The organism is Sorangium sp. So ce394, from assembly GCF_051474665.1.
GTDB classification, from domain to species: Bacteria; Myxococcota_A; Polyangia; order Polyangiales; family Polyangiaceae; genus Sorangium; species Sorangium cellulosum_D.
The window spans coordinates 8605664-8628846 of record NZ_CP150339.1; the positions used below are offsets into that span (position 1 = coordinate 8605664).

At 70.4% G+C, this 23183-nt stretch carries 15 protein-coding genes; 4 read left to right on the forward strand and 11 right to left on the reverse strand.

What is annotated here, in order from left to right:
* The first annotated feature begins 3 nt into the window (after positions 1–3).
* Positions 4–1533 (forward strand): sigma 54-interacting transcriptional regulator, encoded by a 1530-nt coding sequence (locus tag WMF33_RS31610; RefSeq protein WP_437332105.1) that lies wholly within the window; start codon positions 4–6, stop codon positions 1531–1533.
* Here the strand turns inward: WMF33_RS31610 and WMF33_RS31615 are convergent.
* Both WMF33_RS31615 and WMF33_RS31620 read right to left on the reverse strand, forming a co-directional pair.
* Positions 1530–3356 (reverse strand): sigma 54-interacting transcriptional regulator, encoded by a 1827-nt coding sequence (locus WMF33_RS31615; RefSeq protein ID WP_437332106.1) that lies wholly within the window; start codon positions 3354–3356, stop codon positions 1530–1532. The genes WMF33_RS31610 and WMF33_RS31615 overlap by 4 nt on opposite strands.
* Before the next feature lie 184 nt (positions 3357–3540).
* On the reverse strand, positions 3541–4545 hold the full coding sequence (locus WMF33_RS31620) for a hypothetical protein (protein ID WP_437332107.1): 1005 nt from the start codon (positions 4543–4545) through the stop codon (positions 3541–3543).
* Positions 4546–5306: 761 nt separating this feature from the next.
* Here WMF33_RS31620 and WMF33_RS31625 point away from each other — a divergent pair.
* Positions 5307–6092: a hypothetical protein gene (locus WMF33_RS31625; protein WP_437332108.1), complete on the forward strand. Its 786-nt coding sequence runs from the start codon at positions 5307–5309 to the stop codon at positions 6090–6092.
* Positions 6093–6426: 334 nt separating this feature from the next.
* On the opposite strand, the gene WMF33_RS31630 is transcribed toward WMF33_RS31625, so the two are convergent.
* The 4 genes from WMF33_RS31630 to WMF33_RS31645 all read right to left on the reverse strand — a co-directional run bounded on the left by WMF33_RS31630 (position 6427) and on the right by WMF33_RS31645 (position 11918).
* Positions 6427–7245: a response regulator gene (locus tag WMF33_RS31630; protein ID WP_437332109.1), complete on the reverse strand. Its 819-nt coding sequence runs from the start codon at positions 7243–7245 to the stop codon at positions 6427–6429.
* A complete protein-coding gene (locus WMF33_RS31635; protein WP_437332110.1) occupies positions 7211–7912 on the reverse strand; it encodes an ATP-binding protein in 702 nt (233 codons plus the stop codon). The genes WMF33_RS31630 and WMF33_RS31635 overlap by 35 nt, the downstream gene beginning before the upstream one ends.
* 86 nt (positions 7913–7998) lie before the next feature.
* Positions 7999–9315 carry an IS4 family transposase gene (locus WMF33_RS31640; protein ID WP_437332111.1) on the reverse strand — a complete coding sequence of 439 codons (1317 nt, stop codon included), beginning with the start codon at positions 9313–9315 and terminating at the stop codon, positions 7999–8001.
* 224 nt (positions 9316–9539) lie between these two features.
* The gene (locus WMF33_RS31645) at positions 9540–11918 is read right to left on the reverse strand and encodes a putative dsRNA-binding protein (RefSeq protein ID WP_437332112.1); all 2379 of its coding nucleotides are present in this window, start codon (positions 11916–11918) and stop codon (positions 9540–9542) included.
* A gap of 302 nt (positions 11919–12220) precedes the next feature.
* On the opposite strand from WMF33_RS31645, the gene WMF33_RS31650 reads away from it, so the two are divergent.
* Positions 12221–13129 (forward strand): DUF6602 domain-containing protein, encoded by a 909-nt coding sequence (locus WMF33_RS31650; RefSeq protein WP_437332113.1) that lies wholly within the window; start codon positions 12221–12223, stop codon positions 13127–13129.
* Between the two features lie 856 nt (positions 13130–13985).
* Positions 13986–16814: a protein kinase domain-containing protein gene (locus WMF33_RS31655; RefSeq protein ID WP_437339545.1), complete on the forward strand. Its 2829-nt coding sequence runs from the start codon at positions 13986–13988 to the stop codon at positions 16812–16814.
* Positions 16815–16855: 41 nt separating this feature from the next.
* Here the strand turns inward: WMF33_RS31655 and WMF33_RS31660 are convergent, their stop codons facing one another.
* The 5 genes from WMF33_RS31660 to WMF33_RS31680 form a co-directional block, all read right to left on the reverse strand.
* On the reverse strand, positions 16856–17143 hold the full coding sequence (locus tag WMF33_RS31660) for a hypothetical protein (protein ID WP_437332114.1): 288 nt from the start codon (positions 17141–17143) through the stop codon (positions 16856–16858).
* 863 nt (positions 17144–18006) lie between these two features.
* The gene (locus tag WMF33_RS31665) at positions 18007–18861 is read right to left on the reverse strand and encodes a Uma2 family endonuclease (protein WP_437332115.1); all 855 of its coding nucleotides are present in this window, start codon (positions 18859–18861) and stop codon (positions 18007–18009) included.
* Positions 18862–19043: 182 nt separating this feature from the next.
* The gene (locus WMF33_RS31670; protein ID WP_437332116.1) at positions 19044–19229 is read right to left on the reverse strand and encodes a hypothetical protein; all 186 of its coding nucleotides are present in this window, start codon (positions 19227–19229) and stop codon (positions 19044–19046) included.
* 26 nt (positions 19230–19255) lie between these two features.
* Complete coding sequence (locus tag WMF33_RS31675; protein WP_437332117.1) at positions 19256–19555, reverse strand: hypothetical protein; 300 nt, start codon at positions 19553–19555, stop codon at positions 19256–19258.
* A gap of 467 nt (positions 19556–20022) precedes the next feature.
* A complete protein-coding gene (locus WMF33_RS31680; protein ID WP_437332118.1) occupies positions 20023–23130 on the reverse strand; it encodes a PKD domain-containing protein in 3108 nt (1035 codons plus the stop codon).
* Positions 23131–23183 lie beyond the last annotated feature (53 nt).

Below are 23183 nucleotides of genomic sequence, written 5' to 3' on the forward strand. Positions count from 1 at the left end.
CCGGTGACATCGGATCGTTCAGGCCGTCATTCACCGGCCGGGGCGGCGCCCGCGGGCGATCGCCCCGCGGCCGGGGGCCCGCGCTCTCCTGCGGCGCGGGAGCTCGTGGTCTTCGCCGGCGACGCCGTCGTGGTCCACCCGCTGCCGCCGGGCGGCTCGGTCTCGATCGGCCGCTCCTCCGAGAACGGCGTCTGCATCAACCACGCGTCCGTCTCGCGCCGGCACGCCGTCCTGCACCTCGATCCCCCGCTCCGGATCGAGGATCTCGGCGGCACCAACCCGATCTCCGTGCGCGCCGCGCGCGCCGACCAGGCGCGCCTGCCCATCGAGACAGGGAAGACGGAGGACATGCGGCAGGTCTCCGGGCAGACCATCGAGATCGCGCCGGGCGACTGCATCACCCTGGGCTCCGCCCTGATCGTCGTCCGCCTGGCCGAGGCGGCCGTGAGCGCGCCTCCGGCCGGCCCTGGCCGCCCCGCCGCGCCGCCGGACGGCGGCGACCTCGTCCTCCGGGACCCGGCGATGCGCGCGCTCTACGAGCAGGCTTCCCTCGCCGCCCCGGGCCTCATCAGCGTCCTCTTGCTGGGCGAGACCGGCACCGGCAAGGAGGTGCTGGCCCGGGCCATCCACCGCCGCTCTTCGCCTGCCCGCGCGCGGGGGCCCTTCCTCGGGCTCAACTGCGCGGCCCTGTCGGAGACGCTGCTGGAGAGCGAGCTCTTCGGGCACGAGAAGGGCGCCTTCACCGGGGCGCTGCAGGCGAAGCCTGGCCTGTTCGAGGCCGCCGACGGGGGCACGGTGTTCCTCGACGAGGTGGGCGAGCTGCCCAAGGCCACGCAGGTCAAGCTGCTGCGCGTGCTCGAGGAGCGCCAGGTGCTCCGCGTCGGCGGCCGGGCCCCGCGCAGCATCGACGTCCGCTTCCTGTCGGCCACCCACCGCGATCTGGAGACCGAGGTCGCGCGGGGGGCGTTCCGGGAGGACCTGTACTTCCGGCTCAACGGGGTCACGCTCACGATCCCGCCGCTGCGCGAGCGCGCGCTGGACATCGCGCCTCTGGTCCAGCTCTTCGCGATCAAGGCGAGCCGGTCGTTCGAGCGGCCGCGCGTCCCCGCCGTCTCGGCCGAGGCCCTGTCGCTCCTGGAGCGCTATGCATGGCCCGGCAACATCCGGGAGCTGCGCAACGTGATCGAGCGCGCCGTCATGCTCTGCGCCGGCGACACGCTGCTGCCGGAGCACCTGCCGGCCAAGATGAGGAGTGGCGGCGCGCCCCCAACACCCCCCACGCCGGCGCGCGGGGCCTCCGCGCCGTCGAGCGGCCCGCCGGAGCCGGCGGCCCCGCGCGGCGCCGAGGCGAGCGCGCCGCCGCCGCGCCAGGCGGAGCCGAGCGAGAAGCAGCGCATCATCGAGGCGCTGGAGAAGTGCGTTGGGAACCAGACCTACGCCGCGGAGCTGCTCGGCATCTCGCGGCGCACGCTGGTCTCGCGGATCAAGGAATACGGCCTCCCGAGGCCGCGGAAGCCGAGAGAGAAGCCTTAGAGCTCGTCGCGGAAGCCGAGCCCGAACCGGTCGATGCGCCGCTTGATCATCACCCGGGTGATCCCGAGCTGCCGCGCCGCCTCGGACAGGTTGCCGCGCGCCGCCTTGAGCGCCTCCTCGATGAGCTGCCGCTCCGTCACGTCGAGCGCCGCGAACCGCTCGGCGAGGGACGCGCCCTCGCGCGGCGCCGGCGCCGCCCTGGGCCCCTTCCGGAGCCGCGAGCTCAGGTTGTAGAGGTCTACGATCGGGAGCTCGGCGTCGATGGCCGCGCGCTCCATCTCGTTGCGGAGCTCCCGCACGTTGCCGGGCCAGCCGTAGCCCTTCAGGGCCGCGAGGGCGGCCGGCGTGAACTCCAGCTCTCGCTTGCCCATGCTCGACGCCGCCGCCTTGAGCAGCGCCCGCGCCAGGAGCTCGATGTCCTCGCCGCGCTCGCGCAGCGGGGGCACCGAGAGCTCAACCACGTTGAGCCGGTAATAAAGGTCCTCGCGAAACCGCTTGTTCGCGATCTCCTCGGCGAGATCCTTGTGCGTGGCCGACACGACCCGCACGCTGACGTGCACCGCCTTCTCGGCGCCGAGCGGCTGGATCTCCCCCTCCTGGAGCGCGCGGAGGACCTTGGCCTGCGCCGCGAGGTCGAGGTCGCCGATCTCGTCGAGGAACAGCGTCCCGCCGTCGGCCAGCACGAACTTGCCGCGCTTCTTCCCGGCGGCGCCCGTGAACGCGCCCTTCTCGTAGCCGAAGAGCTCGCTCTCGACCATCGACTCCGGGATGGCGGCGCAGTTCAGCGTCACGAACGGGCCCGCCGCGCGCGGGGACACGCTGTGGAGCGTGCGCGCGACGAGCTCCTTCCCGGTCCCGCTCTCGCCCTGGATGAGCACGTTGGCCGAGGACGCGCCGTATTTCTGGATCTGCGCCTTGAGCCGCCGCATCGGCTCGCTCGCGCCGATCAGCTCGGCGGCCGGGCCGCCCGGCCCGAGCGCCTCGGCGAGCGCCTCCATCCGCCGGTAACGCTGCGCGCTCTCGAGCGCCGCCGCCGAGAGGTGCCCGATCGCCGTCAGGAAATCGAGATCCTGCGGCGTGAAGGGCGAAGTCGGCGGCCGCGCGTCGACATAAAGGAAGCCGAGGAGGAGCGAGCCCGCCTGGAGCGGGACCGCCATCGCCGTCAGGATCCCCTCCCGCACGAGGGTCTTCGGGGCGCCGCGATCCCCGCTGTTGTGGGAGATGACGCCCTCGCGCCGGACCGTGACCGCCTCGAGCAGGGTGCGGCTCACGGCGATGTCGTCGGCCCCCGGGCCGCCCCCGCGCGTCCGCGCGAGGCGGCGGAAGCCCCGCGCGCCCGGCTCCGGGAGGCCGACCAGGGCGCGCTCGCAGCCGAGCACGTCGAGGAGGGACTGCAGCGTCCTGCCGAGCAGCTCATCGCGATCCGCGAGGTCGAAGGCGGCGCGGCTCAGCTCGTAGACGAGCTGGAGGCGGCGGCCCGTGTCGTCGCGCACGGGCGCGAAGGCCGCCGTGGCCTGCTGGTGGACGAGCTCCGGCTCCTCGTCGTCGCGGAACGCGAGCAGGATGTTGCCGACCTGGATGCGGTCGCCGGCCTTGAGGGCGTGGGTCGTGATCCTGACGGTGTTGACCAGCGTGCCGTGGGTCGACCCGAGATCCTCGACGAGCCAGCCCTGCTCCGACCGGGTGAACCGGGCGTGGAAGCGCGAGACCTGGTGGTCGTCGAGCACGACGTCGTTCTGCTCGCTCCGGCCGAGGCGCAGGCCGTCCCGCAGCGGGACCGTGTACGACACCTGGCCGGGTTCGCGGACGACGAGGTAGGGCATGGGCGCGGGGTGGGAGCCGCGCCATTGTCGCCCACGATCGCGGAGCGGCGCAACGATAGGCGTCGATGCGCGATCGCGCGCACCATCGGCTGGCAGAGCCGAGGGCCTCCCCGCCGCTCGGCGCCCGCCGCCGGGCGGCCTCGACCACGCGGCGCGGACGCGGAGCGGGGCAGCGCCGAGGAGGCTAGTAGTAACAGCGCCCGGCGTTGCCGGTGCCCACGTTCTCGCAGTAGTAGCAGCCCTGCTGGCCGACATACCACGTGCTCGCATCGCAGATCTTCCTGCACGTACCGTAATAGCAGTCGTACCCGGCCCCGCAGGTCTCCCCGGAGCAGGTCCCGCCCGGAGGGGTCGAGCCCGGGACACCGCAGCTCGGGAAGCTGCCGGCGGTGTACTGGCACGCTTCGCCCTCGGCGCAGCCCGTCTGGGTCAAGAGATCGCAGGTCCCCTCGGGCGCCGGCCCCTCGAAGCCGATGTCGCTGTCCGGGAGGCCGAGGCTCAGGCAGTTGACGCCGAACGTCGTGCTGCTCACGCGGCAGAACCTCACGCAGGAGCCTTGATCCGGGTTCGCCTGATCCACCTTGAGGCACTGGGCGCCCGCGACGCACTGGTCCGAGGTGCACGGAGAGCCCACCGGCAGCGAGCCTGGCGACGCGCAGAACGTGCGGCCGCTCGAGTCGGCGAGGAGGCAGGTCTGCCCCGACGGACAGTAGTTGTAATCATAGGAGGAGACCAGGTTGCACTCCGCCCGATCGTCGTTCGGGGCGACATCGAAGCTGATGCCGACCGAGCCGTCGCCGAGGGTGATGGTGCCCTGCCCCGTCGTGAACGTGAACGAGATGTCGGTCATCGCCGATGCGCTGATCTCGAACGTCTGCGGGTTCGGCGAGAGCAGGGCCGCGGAGGCGGGGGACTCCGTGCCGTCCGGCTCGATCCGCGCGAGCTCCCAGCCGTCGGCCAGGCGGACCGTGTAGGGCCCCTGGAACAGCGTCGCCGTCAGCGTCTCCGCGCCCGGCTCGCTCTCGGAGTCGAGGGTGGCGGCGTGGGCGCCGTTCGTCGAGTGGATGGTGAACACGGCGCCATGGAGGCGGAACTCGCCTCCCGCCGACGTCACGAGCGGCAGGCTGACCATCCCGACCGCCTGCTCGTCGTGCGAGCTCACGGGCGACGCGCATCCGATCGTCGTCATCGCTCCCGCGGAGAAGAGGAGCGCCAATCCGAGAGGAAACCACGTGAACTTCATCTGATCATCCCATCCTTCTGCCTGCTCGGCGCGGGGAGCGCAGCCTGGCGCCGGCGTCGATCGCGCCGAACGAGGTCGCGAGATCCCCGTCGCCGTCAGGGCTGCGTGTGGCGGTCGCTGACTGCGATGGCGCGGAGCGCCGCAGCTGCCGACGCGCTCGAGAGCGTCGCGCATCGGCGTCCGGCCATCCTCGCCCCATCATCGCAACGACCATGCCGGCGCGGACGCGCGGGAGATCCTGCGTCGAACCGCGGGCGCCGCCCGGGGGCGCCGCCGGCGTGCGCCGTGCGCTCGCCGGCCTTCGCCGGAGATCGCGCGCGCCGGAGCCCGCTGCCGCGCCGGGACTGGCGCCGCGCGGGGTGGCGCCCGGCGTGCCGGCCGGTGGATCGAACGATCGATCCGATCGATCGAACGATCACCTCCGCCGGGTCGGGCCTGCAGCGCCGCGGGAGGCGCGCGCGGATACCGGCGTCGGCGACGCGCGCGGGCCTCTCGAGGTGGCATGTCGCGGCGCGCTGGTGCGCGGATTGCTGACGAACTGCGAACGACGAACTGCGAACGGTGACGGCTGAGGCAGACGACGACGGGAATGTCCTGGGTCGAGGAGATGAGCGCGCTGCCTGCCGCTCGTCCGGCCGATGCGACCCGCCCATCGATCCACCTGACGAGCTCTCTGTCATTCGCCGCGCTGGCCTGGAGGTATTCCGATGGCAACTCTGATGCAGGGTCCCATAGCGCTCGCCGCGCTCTCTTTCCCGCTCACGCTGCTCCTCGCGAGCCCGGTCCTCGCGCAGGCGCCCGCGCCTCGGCCGCCGCCGGGCGTCGCGCCGCACGAGGGCCCGCGCTCGCCGTTCGACGCGCCCCCCGTGAAGGAGCCTGCGGACGGCGCCCTGCCGGCGGCGAGGGGGATTCAGATGGCGGTCCGCTCGGGCTACACGATCCCGATGGGCGACGCGACGGGCGCCGGCGCGGACGAGCTCTCGAGCTCGTTCGGAGGGCAGGTGCCCGTCCTGATCGACGTGGGCTTCAAATCCGGCGACAGCTTCTTCTTCGGGATCTATGCGGGCCTGGGGTTCGGCGGGCCGGGCAGCGCGGCGGACGTGCCGTGCAGCTCGAGCGGCCTCTCCTGCGACGCCCAAACCTTCCGGTTCGGACCCGAGGTGCAGGTGCACCTCCATCCGGCAGGCAAGGTCAATCCCTGGCTCGGCTACGGCCTCGGCCTGGAGATCTCGACGGTCTCGATGCGCGGCCCGGCCGGGAACGCGAGCATGTCCTTGATGGGGGTCGAGCTCGGGCACCTCATGGCGGGCGTCGATTTCCGGCTCAGCAGAACGCTCGGCGCCGGGCCGGTGCTCGATCTGTCGCTGGCTCAATACTCGTCGATAACGACGGAGCTGAACGGCGTCGAGGTGCCCGGCGCGAGTGGGCGGATCGCCGAGACAGCGTTTCACGGCTGGCTGAGCCTCGGGGCGCGGCTCGTCCTGTTCCCCTGATCCCCCGATTCCCCTGCGGCGGCGCCAGATGCCCGCCCAGCAGGCGATCTCCCCTTTCCTGCGTCGAGAGGTATGGATATGAAACGGTGCACTCAAGCGCGGCCGGCGGCGCTGGTCGCGATCTGGCTCGGGTTAGCAAGCCGCAGCAGCGCAGCTTCGCGGTCCCCGACGCGTGCAAGGCCGCGGAGCTGTTCCTCGGCTGCGTGGCCGACGGCAAGGTGACCGGCAGCGCGTCGTGGTCGCTCGCCGATGGCCGGTCCGTCACCCTGGCCATCGCCGCCGCGCCGCCGCCGCCGACGATCCGGGTGCGCCTCACCGCACCCACCTCCCCGGTTCAGCCGAGCATCGCGGCCCATCGGGCAACGATGTCTTCAGCGCGTGCGATGGACTTGCGAGCATTAGGGTCGAGGTTCCCCCAGAGCGGGTGAGCAATTAGCTTGCGTGCCTCGTTGAGCTGTTCGAGCCAGTCAACCCGCTGCGCGCGGTTGGATGGGCATACGACACGCTCGAGGGCGCCGAAGGCTGGGATGCTACCCCAGTACTGCTCCACGAGCTTCGCCAGATCTTGCAGGTCCAGGAACTCCTCCTGCTTGCCAAACCCCTGGTCGTACATGCGTCCGTACGTCGCCATCGCGATGTCCCTGGGTACTAGCGACCGGAAGATATCTTTGTCGCCGCGCCGCTCTGCCTCCTCCGCGAGCAGAGTGACAACCATCTTGTAGAGCGTGCGCTCCAGATGGCGGATCCGAACGTAGTCAGCGCTGGCCCGGATCGCATCCAGCCGTACGATGGCTCCGTGCAGCTTTCGGGGAAGCTCACGCTCGATCCGCTCCTTCTCGACGTAGCTGAAGGCGCCGAGATCCTGCGCCTCGATGCATTCCTTCAAGCTCCCCTGTCCGGACACGACGATCGTCGGCACATACTTAAGCACGGCCCCTAACTCGCGCAATAGCCAGAGTCCGCCCCACTCATCCGGTGGCATCTGCAGGTCGATGAGCATCACGTCGGGCGAGAACGTCTCGACGGCAGCAAGCGCGCTTTCACCGTCGCCACAGTATTGAACGGAGCCGACGAGCTCGCTCGCCAGATCCCGGAAAGCATTCACGAAATCAGCCTGATCATCGGCCCATAGCAAGCGGATCCCGGACATCATCACCGGCTGTCCTCCTGTCCTTTCGTGCCGCGGGGCTCACGCAGTCGGCGGGCTCGTTGCGCTGGGCGATGAGCGTGATCGTCACCGCCGTCCCCGAGCTACCTGTCCTGATGTCCATCTTTCCTCCGTGCATCTGCACGATGTGCTGAACGGTGTGCAGACCGAGTCCGGACCCCGTGGCGCGCGCAGACGCGGTCGGACGATTGTCGCGCAGATCCGCGAGCACGTTCTGTGGGATCCCGGGGCCGGTGTCCCGGATCTCGATGACGACTAGACTGGACGCCAGGTCATAGATCCATTCGAAAGCGAGTGAACCTCTCTCGCCCATCGCCTCGGCCGCGTTTTTCGCGACATTGTCGAGAGCCAGTCGGAGCAGATCCGCGTCGGCTTCGATCATGGCCGACGCGGAATCCAGGTCCGTCCTAAGAGCGATGGACGCCGGCAGTCTGACCGCGAGCGCGCTCAGGAAAGTCGTGACCAACCGCTGAACGTCGATGGACTGGAGCTCGGGCTCGCGATAAGGCGAGATACGCAGCATCGCGCTCTTGATGCGGCTGTTCGCCTGGCGCAGCAGTGTCTCGGCCTCACCCAGGTGACGATACCTGCTGTCAGGTTCGGCTCTCGCCAGGCGTTGATGGCGCCGGACGGCTATCACGTCGTTCTTCACGTCGTGGAGCGTCTTTCCGACCGAATGGATCCCGAGCGCCGCAGGCGGGGCTAGGAGCAATGCCGGTCAGTTAAGCTCCATCCCCTTCAGATCGGCCGCTTCCGCGGGTAGTTGCTCATCTTGACCTTCACCGCGCGAGGGTACGTTCGTTCAGCGCGGCGTGGGGGTAGGATGAAGCGCTTCAGATCCCGGCGGAGGTTGTGCAGATGACCGGGGATGGCTCCGGGACGGGAGTCGCTCGACCAGAGCCACTCATCACGGATGAGACGTAGCGCCATGATGAAGCTGATGCGCGTCGGAGGGACGCGCGCCTCGGCAGCCACGCGCTCCATCTCCAGCCTGACGAGATTGTAGGCCAACAGCAGGCCCCAAATCTCCTGACGCACCATCATCGGCGTCTTGCTGCGGATGCTCTCACGTCGATCGAGCATTTCCGTCTTCAGCTCGTCATAGGCGAGTTCCAGCTCCCAGCGCTCGTGGTAGAGCGCCGCCAGTTCCTTCGCCGCGTAGGCCACTGGATCGAGCAACGAGGTCAGCAGCGTCTTGGGCTCATGTCCGGGTCGCCGATAGCGGACGGCGCGCACGTGCCATGTGTTTGGCAGAGATGGGTCCTTGCGGCGGGCCTCGGAGCTGACGGCCATCTCTACCAGCGCATCGTCAGGGCCGTACTGCTTGATCACGCGCCACTTGGTGGTGGAGCGGGCGCGGGTCATCCAATGTCGTTCGCTGCCCGATCTCGTCAGCCCGATGAGAAAGGAGGCACCGAAAAATCCGCGATCCACGATCGTCAGCGAGCGATCGTGGATGTGGTCAACCAAAGGCCGTGCGTACTTCAGTTCATGAGTTGCGTAAGGACCAAAGTTGGCAGCTGCCAGCTCGTGAGAGCTCAGCACCATCAGACACACCAAGCGCACCTGCGGGTAGCCGCTGTCACCGCGTGAGCTCGAAGCGCCGCCAAACTCGGCACGGTTGTCCGGCGTGTCGGCCACGCGCAGCGTCGTGCCATCGATGCCGTATACGGCCAGGCCGCGGTAGCGATTCGCGTCGGCACTCTGGGTCGACCAGGCCAGGGCACTGCGCTCGAACAGCCACTGCATCGGCTCGTCGCCCAGCCGAGCGCGCGCCTGGGGAATGGCGCTGCGGGCGATCGCCCCGTTCGCACCGGGCAGAGCAAGATCCAGCTTGGTGACGACCTCCTCGATCGGCCGATCGCGCATCAGCGCCATGCCCAGCACAAGCCAGATGACCTGCTCGGCAGGCAGGCGTCGACGCCGCAGCGTAGCAGTACCGGTCGCGGCGAGCGCCTGCTCGATCCACTCGGCCGGCAAGTGCTTGCAGATGTTGTTGACGTCAGCCGGGCCGACGTAGTCGGCGGCAGCGAGCAGCGCATCGCGGAAAGCCATACTTAGCTTATTCCGGTGAGCGCACCGCTTTTGCCGCTGCGCCTCTCGCCCGCCCAAGAAGCTCGTCAAGTGCGCGAGATAGCGTCGACCTCGATCGGCTCCTGCTGGCGGTCGGCCGCGGTGCCATGAACACGCTCGTGTCCCCGGATGGGGGTGACGGGAAGCCGCACCGCTCGTCGCGGGCCCACAGCACCCGCAACCTTATGAATTTATGCGGTTTTCCCCTAACTGACCGGCATTGGGGCTAGGAGCTTCGCCAAGAGCTCTGCTGCCCATCGGTCCGCCTCGTCGCCCGTCTCATCCGCCGGCAACACTGCGAGCAGATCGATGAGGAGCTCGTCGTGTGACGTGAGGCGGAGTCTCCCAGCCAGGCCGCACTCCAGGATCGCCTCGACCAGCGGATCTGCGAAGGTATCGTACGCGGCCCCGAGCCTCTGGCCCTGCAATCGCAGGCTGAGGCAATCCGGACCGGGGTCGATGATCAGCCGCTCGATCCGCGCATCAACGCGCATCCCTTCGCGCATGAGCGAGCCCAGCACTTCCAGGACCATGCCCGGATGAGCGACGTATCGTGCGCCTTGAGCGCTCGCGGATAGCACCATCTGGATGGGTGGGGCATCGAGGTGCTCGCGGACACGCTCCACGTTCTTCAATAGATCTTCCACCTTTTCCGGGCCGATCGCGTCACTGCGGATGCGGCCCAGGAGCGTGGTGATCAAGACGAGCTGGCGGAAGTGAATCGAGTCCTCCGGGAGGATGTCTTCTTGTTCAATCGACTTCGTGGACAGGCGAGCCGCGAGGTTATCCGTAAAGGCAGAGGTCGCGTTGACGAGCGAGCTCGCGAATCGAACGGGCAGCGCCGGTACGGCCATCGAGAGCACGCCGGCGTCCGATGGCGCGATCCCGAGCTCAAGGAGGTTGCGATAGCAACACGTGACTGCAGAGGCGGCACGGAACGGCGAGCGCTGAATGCCGTCGAGCCCGAACAACCCCGCCGCAGCGATCCGGTTCCAGACATTGATGCGATCGCGCTCGGTTAGAGCCCGGATGCGCCGCAAGAAGCTCATGAAAAACGGCGCGCTCTGAGGACCCACAGCCGCGGCGCCACCGGGCTTGTGGATCATCCAGAGGCGCTCAACTGCGGCCCCGGCGGCGTTCCCCAGGGCGTCGGCCTTGGTTGAACCCTCGCCGCGTGCGTGGAAGACGGCCCCATCGCAATCCACGCTCACGGTCGCGTGGAAAGCCTGTCGTCCAGTAACACTGGACGTGGTGGTGCGCTCGGCCCAGGGCAGATCAACGGCCTGGCACATCTGCTGAAGCAAGGACGTCGGCGCAAAATCGCGGAGCAGGGATAGCCGTTCGCGCTCGCGGATCGTCACGTGCAGCTTCTGAATGAACTCCGCAAGAGGGTGCGGTGGCTGTTTAAACAGCAAATCGACATCCATGTTCATATCGATGATATAGGCGCCGATCAAGGCTAGCAGCACGGCAGCTGCGACCGTATCGGACTTCCGTTCCTCTGCGTTCTGCGCGCCTCTACCCAAATATAGATGGCCGGGAAGACCTAATGATCGCGAGATCGCCGCGATCCTGTCGGTCGCGCGGATGGCGTGCAGGGCCAGCACAGCCACCTTCGGGTCAAACCCTGGTTCAGTCCATACCTGGTCGGCCAGCCAGCGCCAGGAGAGCCAGTCGATCGCTCGCGCCCCGAGTGACGCCAGTAGGTCATAGTTGTTTACCTCGCCCCCACGGCACTCATTCGTGTAAGAGGGATGGATCAGCGCCATGCTGAGGAGATTGCGATTCGCGATGCTCCGACCGAGCAAGGCCTCGACCCTGTTCAGCGCGGGCTCCTGGTGAGGCGGCACGGTGTGCCTGTCCCAGGGTGGCGGGCCTCTCGTCAGTGCTGTCTCAGGAGCCCTCACCACCTTTCCGAACACCTGCAGCAGCGCCTTCGCCGCTGCCTGTTCGGCGCGCTTGCGGCTGCTGCCGCTCCCGCGGGCAGTTCGACCTCTGACTTGGACCTCGACGACGAACTCGCGGTCATGTTGCGGCCCTCGCTCATCAACCACCGCATAAGCAGGTCGGGTGCTGAACCGTTCCTGCGAGAGCTCCTGGAGCGGCGTCTTGAAGTCGAGCACGTGCTTCTGGGCGCTGCCGTCGCAGGCCTCGAGGAGCACCTTGACCGAGTCCATCCCTCGAAGAATGGAGACGACCCCGATGAGCCGTGCGGCCGCTTCGCGAATGACGCTTTGCGTGGCCGGACTCTCGCCGCGTCCGATACGAAGGACGGTTTCGATGGAGAGTTCCGCGGCGAGCGCATCGAGCAGCGGCTCCGTGTGGATGGTCAACTGCGTCACATGGGCCTGCGCTTTCGCCCGACCCGTTCTAATCGCATCATAGGCGCGCACGGTCTGAAGCGCGCAGCGGCCGCAGTGTGAGAGTAGATCTTGCCGGAGCAGAAAGCGCGGGTCGCGACGCGATTCGTTCAGGTAGGCACGCGTGCATGCGAACAGCGCGCAGGCGACGGGCGGGAGCGCCGGGAGCGCGTAAGCTTCTAGCTTCGCTGCGACATCCTCGAAGGGGCCGAGCCTGGCGGCCACCTGCGCCTCGTGGACCCAGCGAGAACCCTCCAGCGATGGCATACTCGGGGCTACACCTGCGCTCATTCCACCCACACGGCAAGTATAGGCGAACTCAGCCGCTATGAGAAGCCCAACTTTCGAGGCGTCCCTGGTGGGGAATTGTCGGACATCTACTGTCGAAGCAACTCCGGGGTAGCTGCAGCGTCCGTGTCGTTGCTGCTGGGCTCCGGATGACGTGACCGACGGCATGTTGTCTTCGCGCTGATGTTGCACTATTCACAAAGACGATGACGAGCCATCACCGACGGATTCGGACGTACATGGAGCTCGAGACGAAAGCTCTCCTTGTTGCTGCGGAGCGCGCACGTGTGCTTGATCACAGAGGCAATCGAGGGTTCGACGCGGAGCACGCCATCAGGGAGTGGCTGCGGCGCCGCGTCGGGCCGGAGTACACGGTTTCCTCTGGTGAGATCATCGACGCCTTCGACACCGATGCCGATCTGGACAGCCGTCAGCAGGACATCGTCATCCATGCGAACGACCGCCAGGCGAACCGCCTGGTGCTCCCGAGCGGCCTCCGCATCATCCCGATCGAATCAGTGGCGGCCGTGGTCGAGGTGAAGCTGACCCTCAACAGAAGTGCGTTGCTGGACACGGACAGAGTCGCCGGCCAGACCGCCAATCTTCGTCTCTCCGTGGAGTGGGACCCGCTCGTCGCGCCTGGCGCTGCAGGCGGCGTGTCTCCGCACGCTCGCGAGGCCGCCATCTTCAACCGCGAGAAGGCTCCGCACGGCGTGAAGCTGCTCGAGCGCGAGATCCGGACACGAACGACCTTCGCCGTTTTCGGGTTCAACGGCCCGGTCAATATCGAGACGATGGCGGAGTGGATGAGGGACGTCAGCCGCGTGAGCCTGGTCACATGCCTGGACACCGGTTGCATCTATCGCCGGCCTCCAGCAGGAGACGCTCGCGAGTCCTGGGAGAGCTTCTCGACCACGCATACCAGGGAAGAGGCGCTGATGGCCTTTGCTGGATACATCGACGCGGCCATCGACAAACATCGAGCGAATTCGGCTGCGTTTGTCGCGCGTCCCGCCAGATACAATCAGTGCCATGGCGTGTCGTTCTACGACAGCACTGACTACGAGCACCCGGAGTGGTACTGTCCCACTCAAGAGGAGCTCGAGGCGCGAGCCGCCCGCTTTCCGGGGCGAGCCTTCAAGCGATGACGAGAGGTGACACGCTACCGTTCGCTGTTGTAGCCGCCCTCGTGAGGCTCGGCGGCAACGCCGTGCCGGCCGGGGAGCCAGGGGCTCTGAGAAGGGCCCGTGTTGCCATCGCGATGGAAGTATAAATGGCCGCCGCTCGACAGCCGTGGCCAAGGGACGCTTCACGCAGACGAAGGTGATGCTTGCGCTCACTTCGAGTGGTTGGTCATACCACCATTAGGCAATATCTTGTCTCCTGCGCAGCGCAGGTCACGCTGCGCTCGTCTCCCCTGGTCCCCTGGATGGCTCATGGGACGTGGATGTCCAGGGGGAACGCTTAGATCGAGAGGTCGAGGTCTCTCCAGAGGATGGCGGGCGAGTGGCATGGTCCCGGCGGCGAGTCGACGCGAGCGGCGGGCCCGACTACCGGCGCGAGCTGGCTCGCCCTTGCGATGCCACAGGCAATCCGAGCAGCCGACCGATCGCCTCGTGAACGACGCGCGCCGCCACCTCATCCCCGAGGGCGACGGCGCGGCTCAGGGCGCTGGCAAGCTCGACAACCAAGGCGGCGTGGGGCGACGGATCGGCCGAAGCCAGTTCCCGAAGCCTGAGTCGCGTCGGTTGGGTCCGCGCTGGGCCCACGCCTTCCGAGGGGCTGCGATCCGTCGTCACGCCCCCCCGAAATCCCGGCGGATCCCACGGAGCGCGCGGGTACGCCACCGCAAATTCGTCCTTGGACGACTCGGTACCAGCGCAGCGCTGGCGGGTAGGTGGAGACCCGAGCGCCGCACACCTCGCGCCCCCTCCGCCCCTTCCCGCCCCCGAAGCACGATCCCCACCGACTCACGGAGTTTTCGTATAGGCTGTGTCGTTGATCATGGTGCGACACAAGTCGTCCGACATCCCGACCGCGCCCGGCGCCCCACCGGTCCTCGGCGCATCGACGGCCCCCCACGCGCCCCCCACCCCCGGCGCGGCCGCCGTCGCCGCCCTCGTCCCAGGGCACGTCATCGCCGGCCGGTTCGAGCTCCGCGCCCAGCTCGGCGCGGGCGGCATGGGCGCCGTGTGGCGCGCCCTGGACCGCGCGGTGGACGAGGAGGTCGCCGTCAAGGTCCTCCTCGCCGGCGCGTCGTGCGAACCGGTCGTGGTGGAGCGCTTCCGCCGCGAGCTCAAGCTGGCGCGGAAGATCTCCCACCCCAACGTCTGCCGCGTCTTCGACCTGGGCGAGGCCGACGGGCTGCGCTTTTTGACGATGGAGCTCGTCGAGGGCAAGACGCTGCGGGCCGTCCTCCTGGAGCGCGCCCTGGAGCCGAGGCGGGCGCTCTCGCTCCTCCAGCAGGTGGCGAGCGGGCTCGCCGCGGTGCACGACCAGGGGATCATCCACCGCGATCTCAAGCCCGAGAACGTGCTGGTGCGGCGCGACGGGCAGGCGCTCGTCGCGGACTTCGGCCTCGCGCGGGGCGCGCTCGCCCAGGCGTCCACCGACGGCATCGTCGGCACGCTCGCGTACATGTCTCCCGAGCAGCTGCGCGGCGAGCCGCTCGGCCCGGCCAGCGACATCTTCTCGCTCGGCATCCTCGGCTTCGAGCTGCTCGCCGGCCGCTCCCCCTTCGGCAGCGGCGCCCCCGCCACGGTCTTGAGCGCCATCCTGCGCGACGCGCCGCAGCGCCTCGAGGGGCTGGCGCTGCCGGCCAGCGCCGTCCGCGCGCTCGACGCGCTGCTCGCGCGCGCCATGGCCAGGCGCCCCGAAGAGCGCTTCCCGACCGCCGGCAGCTTCGCGGCCGCGCTCGCGGCGGTGATCGCCGATCTGGACGCGGAGCCCCGCCTGGCCACGGTGGGCGAGGCCCTGGACGCGGCGGGCACGACCCTGCCGCTCGGCCGCGAGGCCCCGCTGGCCGGCGCGACGAGCACGACGCTCCCGGGCGATCGGGCGGCGCTGTCGACCACGCTGGACTCCACGACGGTGGGCGTCCGGCCGTCGGTGCCGGCGGCGGACGCGGCTTCCGCGAGCGGCCGCGCGTCGCTCAAGCCCCGCTGGCGGCGGGTCGGCGCGGCCGTCGCGGCGGCGTCGGCGATCGGGCTCGCCGCCTTGGCCTTTCGCGCCGCCGCGGGCGGGCAGGCCGCCTCGCTCCGCGTCGCCCCGCCCGAGGAGCGGGCGCAGGGCGCGCGCTCGGCCCCTGCCGAGGACACCCGCCCCGCCATCGTCGTGATGCCGTTCGACAACCTGACCGACGACCCCTCCTGGGACGGGCTCGGCCAGGGCGCGGCGGAGACGATCCTCGGCGGCCTCCGCACCCTGCCGCAGGTGCGCGCGCTCGACCCGGCCCGGCCCGGCGATCCGGCGGCCGAGGCGCTGCGGCGGGGCGCGGCCTGGGTCGTCACGGGCTCCCTGCAGCGCGTCGGGGCGAGCCTCCGCCTCTCGGCGCAGCTCCGCGCGACCGACGGCCCCGTCGCGGGCGAGCCGATCGAGATCGACGGCGACCCGGGCGACCTGCCGCGGCTGCTCGAGGCCCTGCGCGACCGCGCCAAGGACGAGGTCCGGCTCGTGTGGCGGGACCATCGCCGCCTGGAGCGCGCCGCCCGCGGCACGAGCGACGCCACGGCCCGGGCGAGGCTGCTCCAGTACTACACGCTGATCGGCCCCGCGCCGCGGCCTCATCACCACGCCGAGGGCAAGCGCCTGCTCGACGAGGCGCTCTCCGCCGATCCCGGGTACGTGCCGGCGCTCGCGGAGCGGGCCTATCTCCAGTCGTTGCACGCCTACGCCGAGGGCGAGCCTTCGCTGTACGCCTCGGCCCTCGGCGACCTCGATCGCGCCCTCGCGCGCGCGCCCGACGACGCGCAGGCGCTCGTCATGCGCTGCCGCGTCCTCCAGGTGAAGCGCCAGGCCCAGGGCCACGCGACGGACGCCGACAACCAGGCCGCCCTCGACGCCTGCGAGGCCGCGCGCCACGCCGACCCCGGCTCGGCGGACGTGCTCCTCGTGTTCGCGCGCCTCTACGACGAGACGTGCCAGAACGAGCTCATCGACCAGGTCGCCGAGCAGGCGATCGAGCTGGATCGCAGCCTGTCGGGGCGGGTCCTGCGACATCGCATCATGCTCGCCGTGCGCGAGGACCGGTGGGAGGTCGCGGACCGGACGTCGCTCCGCCTCCTCGCCTTCGAGGACGAGCAGCAGACGCTCGGCGCGCGCGGCGTCAGCCGCCGGATGGGCGTCTTGCCGGAGCCGGGGGCCCACCTGCTCCGCGCGGCGGTGCTGCTGCGCCAGGATCGGCTGGACGAGGCGCGGCGGGAGCTCTCGGAGGAGCTCGCCGCCGACGCCGGGGCCAAGGCCGACAGGCCGTTCGAGGCCGCCTCGATCCGGGGGCTCCTGCGCGTCGCGCGGCAGAAGGGGGAGCCGGCGAACGCCCGGCTGGAGGAGCGCCTCGCCGTGCTGGAGCGGCAGTTCCAGGACGGCGCGGCGAAGAACCCGCACGTGGCCACCGCGGTGGCCGGCGCGTACCTGTGGACGGATCCCGACGCCGCCGCCGACTGGCTCGGCCGGGTGGGCGCGCCGAGCTCGTTCGGGGAGGCGTACCACCGCGCGCTCGCCTACCGGATGGCCGGCAAGCACGCCGCGGCGCGCGCGGCGCTGGCGGCGCGCGCGCCGTTCGAGCGGTGGGAGCGAGCCTGCGCGACGTGGCTACAGTCGCGGCTGTCCCCCTGAGCGCGGTGAGACCGGCGCGGGCGCGCCGGTCTCACCGGGCCTCAGATGCGATCGCAGAACGGCGAGCACACCGGCAGCGCCTGCGGCGCGCTCGCGGGCGCCTTCGGGCGCGGGGCGTCCTCCTCGTCGGAGGGCGCCTCCTCGCCCGCGCTCTCCTCGTCGTCCGCGTCATCACAGGCGCCCTCGCCGCGCTCGCTCTCGGCCCGATCGCCGAGCTCACAGGGGCTCTCCTCGCCGGACGCGACGCACGCGGTCGCGGAGAGCATCGAGAGGAGGCCGGCGAGGAAGAGCGAAGACAGACCGAGAGACTTCAGGGCGTGATGAGTCATGATCGCACCTCTCCATCGAGCAGCCGGAGGGCTGCTGTTGCAGGGATTTCCGCGGGCGATCCGCTCGTCGGCCGGACTGCCGATCACGAGATCATGAGTGGCAGTCCGGGCCCACGCTGGCCGGCGGCAATCACCCTTGAGGACGAGCTCCTCGTGAGCGCTTGCCGGAACCCTCGTGAGAGCGGCGTCGACCGTTCGCAGGCGGATATCGCATGTGCCGTACCAGGGGGCCGCCGCGGGCCCTGGGCGCGGCGCGCGGAGGCGCGTGTCACGTGAGAGGCGGCAAAATCATCAGCAAAAACGGGCATTTATCGTCGAGCCATCGCCCGGGGTGAGGCGCGCGCGCCGGCGACTCCCCGGCTGCGGAGAGGCGCTGTCACTCGACCGGTGCGCAAACTGAGCTAGCGATTTGCACAAAGTGAGAAGCAGCGCTGCGCGCGCGGCCGAGAGCGCGCGCCTCGTCAGGGGAGAGCGGGTGGAGTCCCCGTCACCGCGAGTCCGGACTGGGTGTGATCGCCGAGCGAGGAAGGGGGTTGATGGGGCGAGCCGAGCCGCGCGACGCGAGCGAGCTGGTGGTGGTCCCATTTGCCCCGGAGTGATTCACATGAAGGCGGGAAGGCAGGAAGATCATTGATCTTTTCTTCCCGCCTTCATGTTCAAATTCGGCAACCACCAGCGAGCTCGCCGTGCGCGCGCTCATCGGGGGCGATCGGGAGGACGGCGAGCCCGACGGCGCCGGCGCGGGGGGTCGACCCCCTGCGGCGCGGCCCGCGACGTCGCGGGCGCGTGGCTCGCCGCCTCCGGCGGAGCGCCGCGCGCTGCCGGGACGGTGCCCTGCCGGGACGGTGCTCGACCCCCTCCGGTCAACCCGGGGAGCGTCGCCGCGGCCGCCGCTTCCCCTTGGCTTCCGCGAGCTGTGCCCGCAGCGCCGCCACCTCGGCTTCCAGCGTCTTGTTCGCCTCGCGCGCCTGGGCCTCGGCCTCGCGCGCCTGGGCCTCGGCCTCGCGCGCCTGGGCCTCGGCCTCGCGCGCCTGGGCCTCGGCCTCGCGCGTCCTGGCCTCGGCCTCGCGCGCCTGGGCCTCGGCCTCGTCCGGGGTCGGCAGCAGGTCACGGCCCTCCCGGTCGCGCGAGAGCCGGAGCATCGGGCCGATCGACGGGTCCTCCAGCACGGTCCACCAGAGCCCCAGCGCCTCGCACGCGCGGAGATCCGGGTCGTCCGCCGACCGCTCCACGAGGTCGCCATCGAGCGCGTCCCAGATGCGGATCGGCCGCGCCCGGTCGTCTGGATCGAAGCGCACGACCTCGCGGATGCCCGAGGCGCGGTAGCGCGCGAGCTTCTCGTCCCAGTCCGGCTCGCCCTCGTCGGACTCGCTCACGATCTCGACCCCGAGGTCGGGCGCCCCGTGCAGCCACGTCTTCCAGGTGCGGAACGTCCGGTGGGGCACGCCCAGCCGAACGAAGGCGTCGGGGGCGAGCCGCTTCCTCGACGTCGTCGGATCCCAGTAGACGAACTGGTCCGACCCGAGGGTCGCCACCTGCGCGAGCTCGCGCTTGAGGATCAGGTACAGCGCGGTGCGGAGCTCCAGGTGGCGATTCGTCTCGGGCACTTCTTCGGCCTCCGGGAAGACCACCGGCTCGGGCGGGCGGCTGTAGACGTGCGCCCGCGTGCGCTCGCGAGGCGCAGCGGGCGGGCGGACCGTGGGCTCGATGGCTGACATGGCCTTGGCCGAGGATACCACGACGGCCCCGCGCGGCACCCTGCGCGCGCCGCGCGGGGCGAGCATCGGCGTCGGGCCGCATGGCGCCCTCCGCGGCGTCATCGGCCGGAGCGCCTCCAGGTAATGCGGTGAGATCCGGGCACCGGGCGGCCGGGTGCCGAGGAGCGCTGTACCCGCGGCGTCTACCGCTTCCCGTCGGCCTGCGCGGCGGTGCCGTAGACGACGCCGAGCCGCGGCGCGTCGCCGCCCGCCCCGCCGTGGAGCGACATCGAGACGAACCACCCGGCCGGCCAGCTCCACGCCACGCCCCTGCGCGAGAGCGCGCAGAGCACGGCGGCGCACGAACCGAGCATCATCCCTCGTTCCATCGATCCCTCCTCGTGGCCCGCGCGCATCAATCGCACCTGTAATGCGGGGCCGTGCTCGGATCGCCGCAGAGGCTCTGCTTCAAGCTCTCACAGCTCTGGGACTCGATGGAGCTCGACATCATGTCGCAGGCGTCGTCCGTATACGTCTCCTGAAGCGTCTCCGCGCAAGCGTCGATCTCGGCGTCCCCCGAGGGACCTCCCAGACCGCAGCTCTGGGTCCTGCCGACGAACGTCTCGCAGGCGTCGCTGCAGGGGGAGCTGCACCCCGCGCCGAGCGCGAGCGCCGCCGCCAGGGAGATCACGCCGAGAATGCTCTTGACGATCATCGATGATACCCTCGCCTTTCCACGCACACCGCGTTCGGAGCCGACAGCTTCGCCCTCGCGCGAGCACCGGAGGCCCACCACCGTCGGGCCTCGCGCGGCGTTCGTCTCGCGTCGTTCCTCTCGCGTCGGCGAACCGAGCACCGCGCGTGCCAGGAAGGCGGAGTCCCCGCGGCGACGGCGGAGCTCGCGAAAGAGGGGGCTCGCGGCGGGCGGCGCCGAGCGGATGGATCGCATGGATCGATCCGATCGATCGAACGATCCAGTGCGGGAGCCGCGCGGGGTCCACCGCCGGGAACGCGGCCGTGGCGGAGCGCCTGCTCCCTAGAGCGACAAAGGGGTTGAAACCGACCCGAATGCGCGGGGCTCGAGCGCTCCCGGCCGCGATCGACCGCGCCAAAGGCGAGAGCGGCGCGGCGCCCGGAGGCCCCGCGCCGCCCTCTGCCGCGCGTCAGCCGATCACGCGCCGCTCACAGGCTCATGCACAGCGTGAGCTGGGTCGAGCTCCCCATCTGCACGTCGGTGCAGCCGGCGCCCCCCAGCATGGGGCCCGTCGAGAACGGGCCTGGCATGTTGCAAGCATCCCAATCCATGCCCCAGTCCTGGAGCTCGGTCGATTGCTCGCTGTGCGCGATGCAGCAGTTGCCCGACGGCTGGGTCTTGTACGTCTTGCCCGCGAACCGGTTCGCGATGCTGTTCAGCACGCTCTGCGGCGCCAGCGTGTAGCCGGCCTGGCACGCGGCGCCCGAGCCATCCAGGTAATAGCAGCGCCCATCGAACTCGACCTCGGTCGCCGAGTCGCACAGGCCGCTGTCGCAGGGCGCGCACGGGCCGCCGCAGTCGACGCCCGCCTCGCCCTGGTTCTGGATGCCGTCGTCGCACGTGGGGGCGGAGCCGCCCTCGCCCGCGCACACGACCGAGATCGTCTGGCTCGGCGGGAAGCAGGAGTCGCTGTTCACCCCGCCCCAGGCCTCCATGCCGATGCACGGCCGCGCGACGTACGTGCTGCTGCAGCTGCACTCGAAGCCGTCCGCCGTGAGCTCGACCACCCCCCAGGGGCCGCAGTCGGTCCCGACGGTCCAGGTCCGGCCGTCGCACTCGATCGGCCCGGTGGGCGTCCCGTCGTGGAGCGCCTGGCAGAGCGTGTTCGCCGCCGCGCCCGTGCAGGTCACCCCGTCGGGATCCAGGCTGCCGCGGAGCGTGACGGACGAGTACGAGCCCGTGAGCGACGCGCGGAACGCGTCCCAGGCGCCGCACTGCTCGACCGGCGCCTCGCCCTGCGTGAACTGCTGCGAGAACTCGACCGTGGTGCCACCGCAGGGCGCGCACGGGCCGCCGCAGTCGACGCCCGTCTCGCCCTGGTTCTGGAGGCCGTCATCGCACGTGGGGACAGGACCGCCCTCGCCCCCGCAGACGACCGAGATCGTCTGGGTCGGCGCCAAGCAGGTCTCGCCGGCAACGCCGCCCCAGTTCGCATTTTCGATGCAGGGCCGCGCGATGTACCCGTTGCTGCATGTGCACGAGTCGCCGTTCGCGGAGATCTCGACGACGCCGGGCGGGCCGCAGTCCGTGCCGACGACCCAGGTCCGGCCGTCGCAGTCGATCGGGCCGGTCTGCGTCCCGGCGTGGAGCGCCTGGCAGAGCGTGTTCGCCGCCGCGCCCGTGCAGGTCACGCCCTCCGGGTCCTGGCTGCCGCGGATGGTCACGAACGAGTACGCGCCCGTGAGCGACGCGCGGAACGCGTTCCACGCGTCGCACTGCACGAACGACGGCCCGCCGAACTGGAACTCCCCCGAGAACTCGACCGTGGCGCCGCCGCAGGGCGCGCACGGGCCGCCGCAGTCGACGCCCGTCTCGCCCTGGTTCTGGATGCCGTCATCGCACGTGGGCGCGGGGCCGCCCTCGCCCTCGCACACGACCGAGATCGTCTGGCTCGGCGGGAAGCACGAGTCGCTGTTCACCCCACCCCAGTTCTCGTTGCCGATGCACGGCCGCGCGACGTACCTGCTGCCGCAGCTGCACTCCGCGCCGTCCGCGGTGAGCTCGACCACCCCGTCGGGGCCGCAGTTGGTCCCGACCGTCCAGATCCGGCCGCCGCACTCGACCGGTCCGGTGGGCGTCCCGCTGTGGAGCGCCTGGCAGATCGTGTTCGCCGCCGCGCCCGTGCAGGTCACGCCGTCGGGGTCCAGGCTGCCGCGGAGCGTGACGGCCGCGTACGTGCCCGTGAGCGACGCGCGGAACGCGTCCCAGGCGCCGCACTGGTCGGTCGGCGGCTCGCCTTGCCTGAAGTCCTCCGAGAACTCGACCGTGGTGCCGCCGCAGGGCGCGCACGGGCCGCCGCAGTCGACGCCGGTCTCACCCTGGTTCTGGATGCCGTCGCTGCACGTCTCGGAGCCGCCCGGGTAATCGAACTCGAGGGCCAGGCCGTTCGTGAGCGCCGGGCTCTGGCACGAGTACACGAGGCTGCTCGTATCGCCCGAGATCCCGGACGTCGCGCTCGCGCCGTGATCGACGGAGGCGTTGTTGACCGCGGTGTTCGCGTAGCAGAAGCGGATGTCATTCGAGCCCTCGAACAGCACCGCGCGGATGTCCAGCTGGTCGCCGCCCTCGATGTGCGGAGTCTGCCACTGCACGACGAACCGGCGCGACGGGGCCGTGCCCAGCGTCTCGTACCAGACGAAGCCGACCGGCGGGTAGAGGTCGTCCCAGAACGGCGCGATGGTCTGCGGCTCGAGGGTACAGCTGTTGCCGTAAGACGTCGTGCCCGGGAAGCCGAGCTTGCCGTTCGACACGATGCTCACGGTCGACTGCGGGGTCCCGTAGTAATTGAACTCGAAGGGGAGCGGGACGCTGCTGAGGCAGTCGTCCTCGTTGCAGGCGAGGTTTCCGGTGAACGAGATGTCATCGCACGACGGGACCTCCTCGACGCGCGAGCAGCCGACGTATCCGAAGGCATCGGAGCCGAAGACCTGGCAGTCCGTCGAGCCGCAGTCCGAGGCCGAGACGTGGATGGGGAAGGTCAGCGAGGCGCTGCCGCCCAGGGCGTCCGTGGCCCTCACCCGCACGGTGACGTCGCCGGGGCCGTCCGGGGAGAAGGTCGCGGTGTTGCCGTCGCCGGTGATCGAGCCGGCGCCGGCGGCCAGCTCCCACGTGTACGAGACCGCGTCGCCGTCGGGATCCTCCGCGACCGCGGTGATCGTGGCCGTCTCGCACTGGGTGATGAACTTGCTCGGCGCGACGTCGATGTCCTGGAACGCCGGCGGATCGTTCAGCGCGACGACCGGGTCGAGCCCGCCGTTGCTCGCCCCGAGGCACTGGGAGACGAGGAAGAGCTCGGTCGTCGCCTCGGAGATGACGGTCGCGATCCCCTCGGCGGGCCCGCACTCCACCGACGGTCCGGCGTCGCCCATCGGGGTCGCGCAGACGCGGTAATCGCCGGGCGGCACCACGAACAGGCCGTCGGCGCCGGCGTGGGTCCCCGAGCCCGGGGGGAGCGCGCCGCCGGGGAGCGCTTCCTCTTCGAGGGGGCTCGTGGTCTCGGCGATGGCCGAATCGCTGCACGAGCTGCTCGCGCTCACGACCTTGTAGTGGACGGCGGTGACGTCGTGTCGCGCGCCGCCGACGGTGAGCG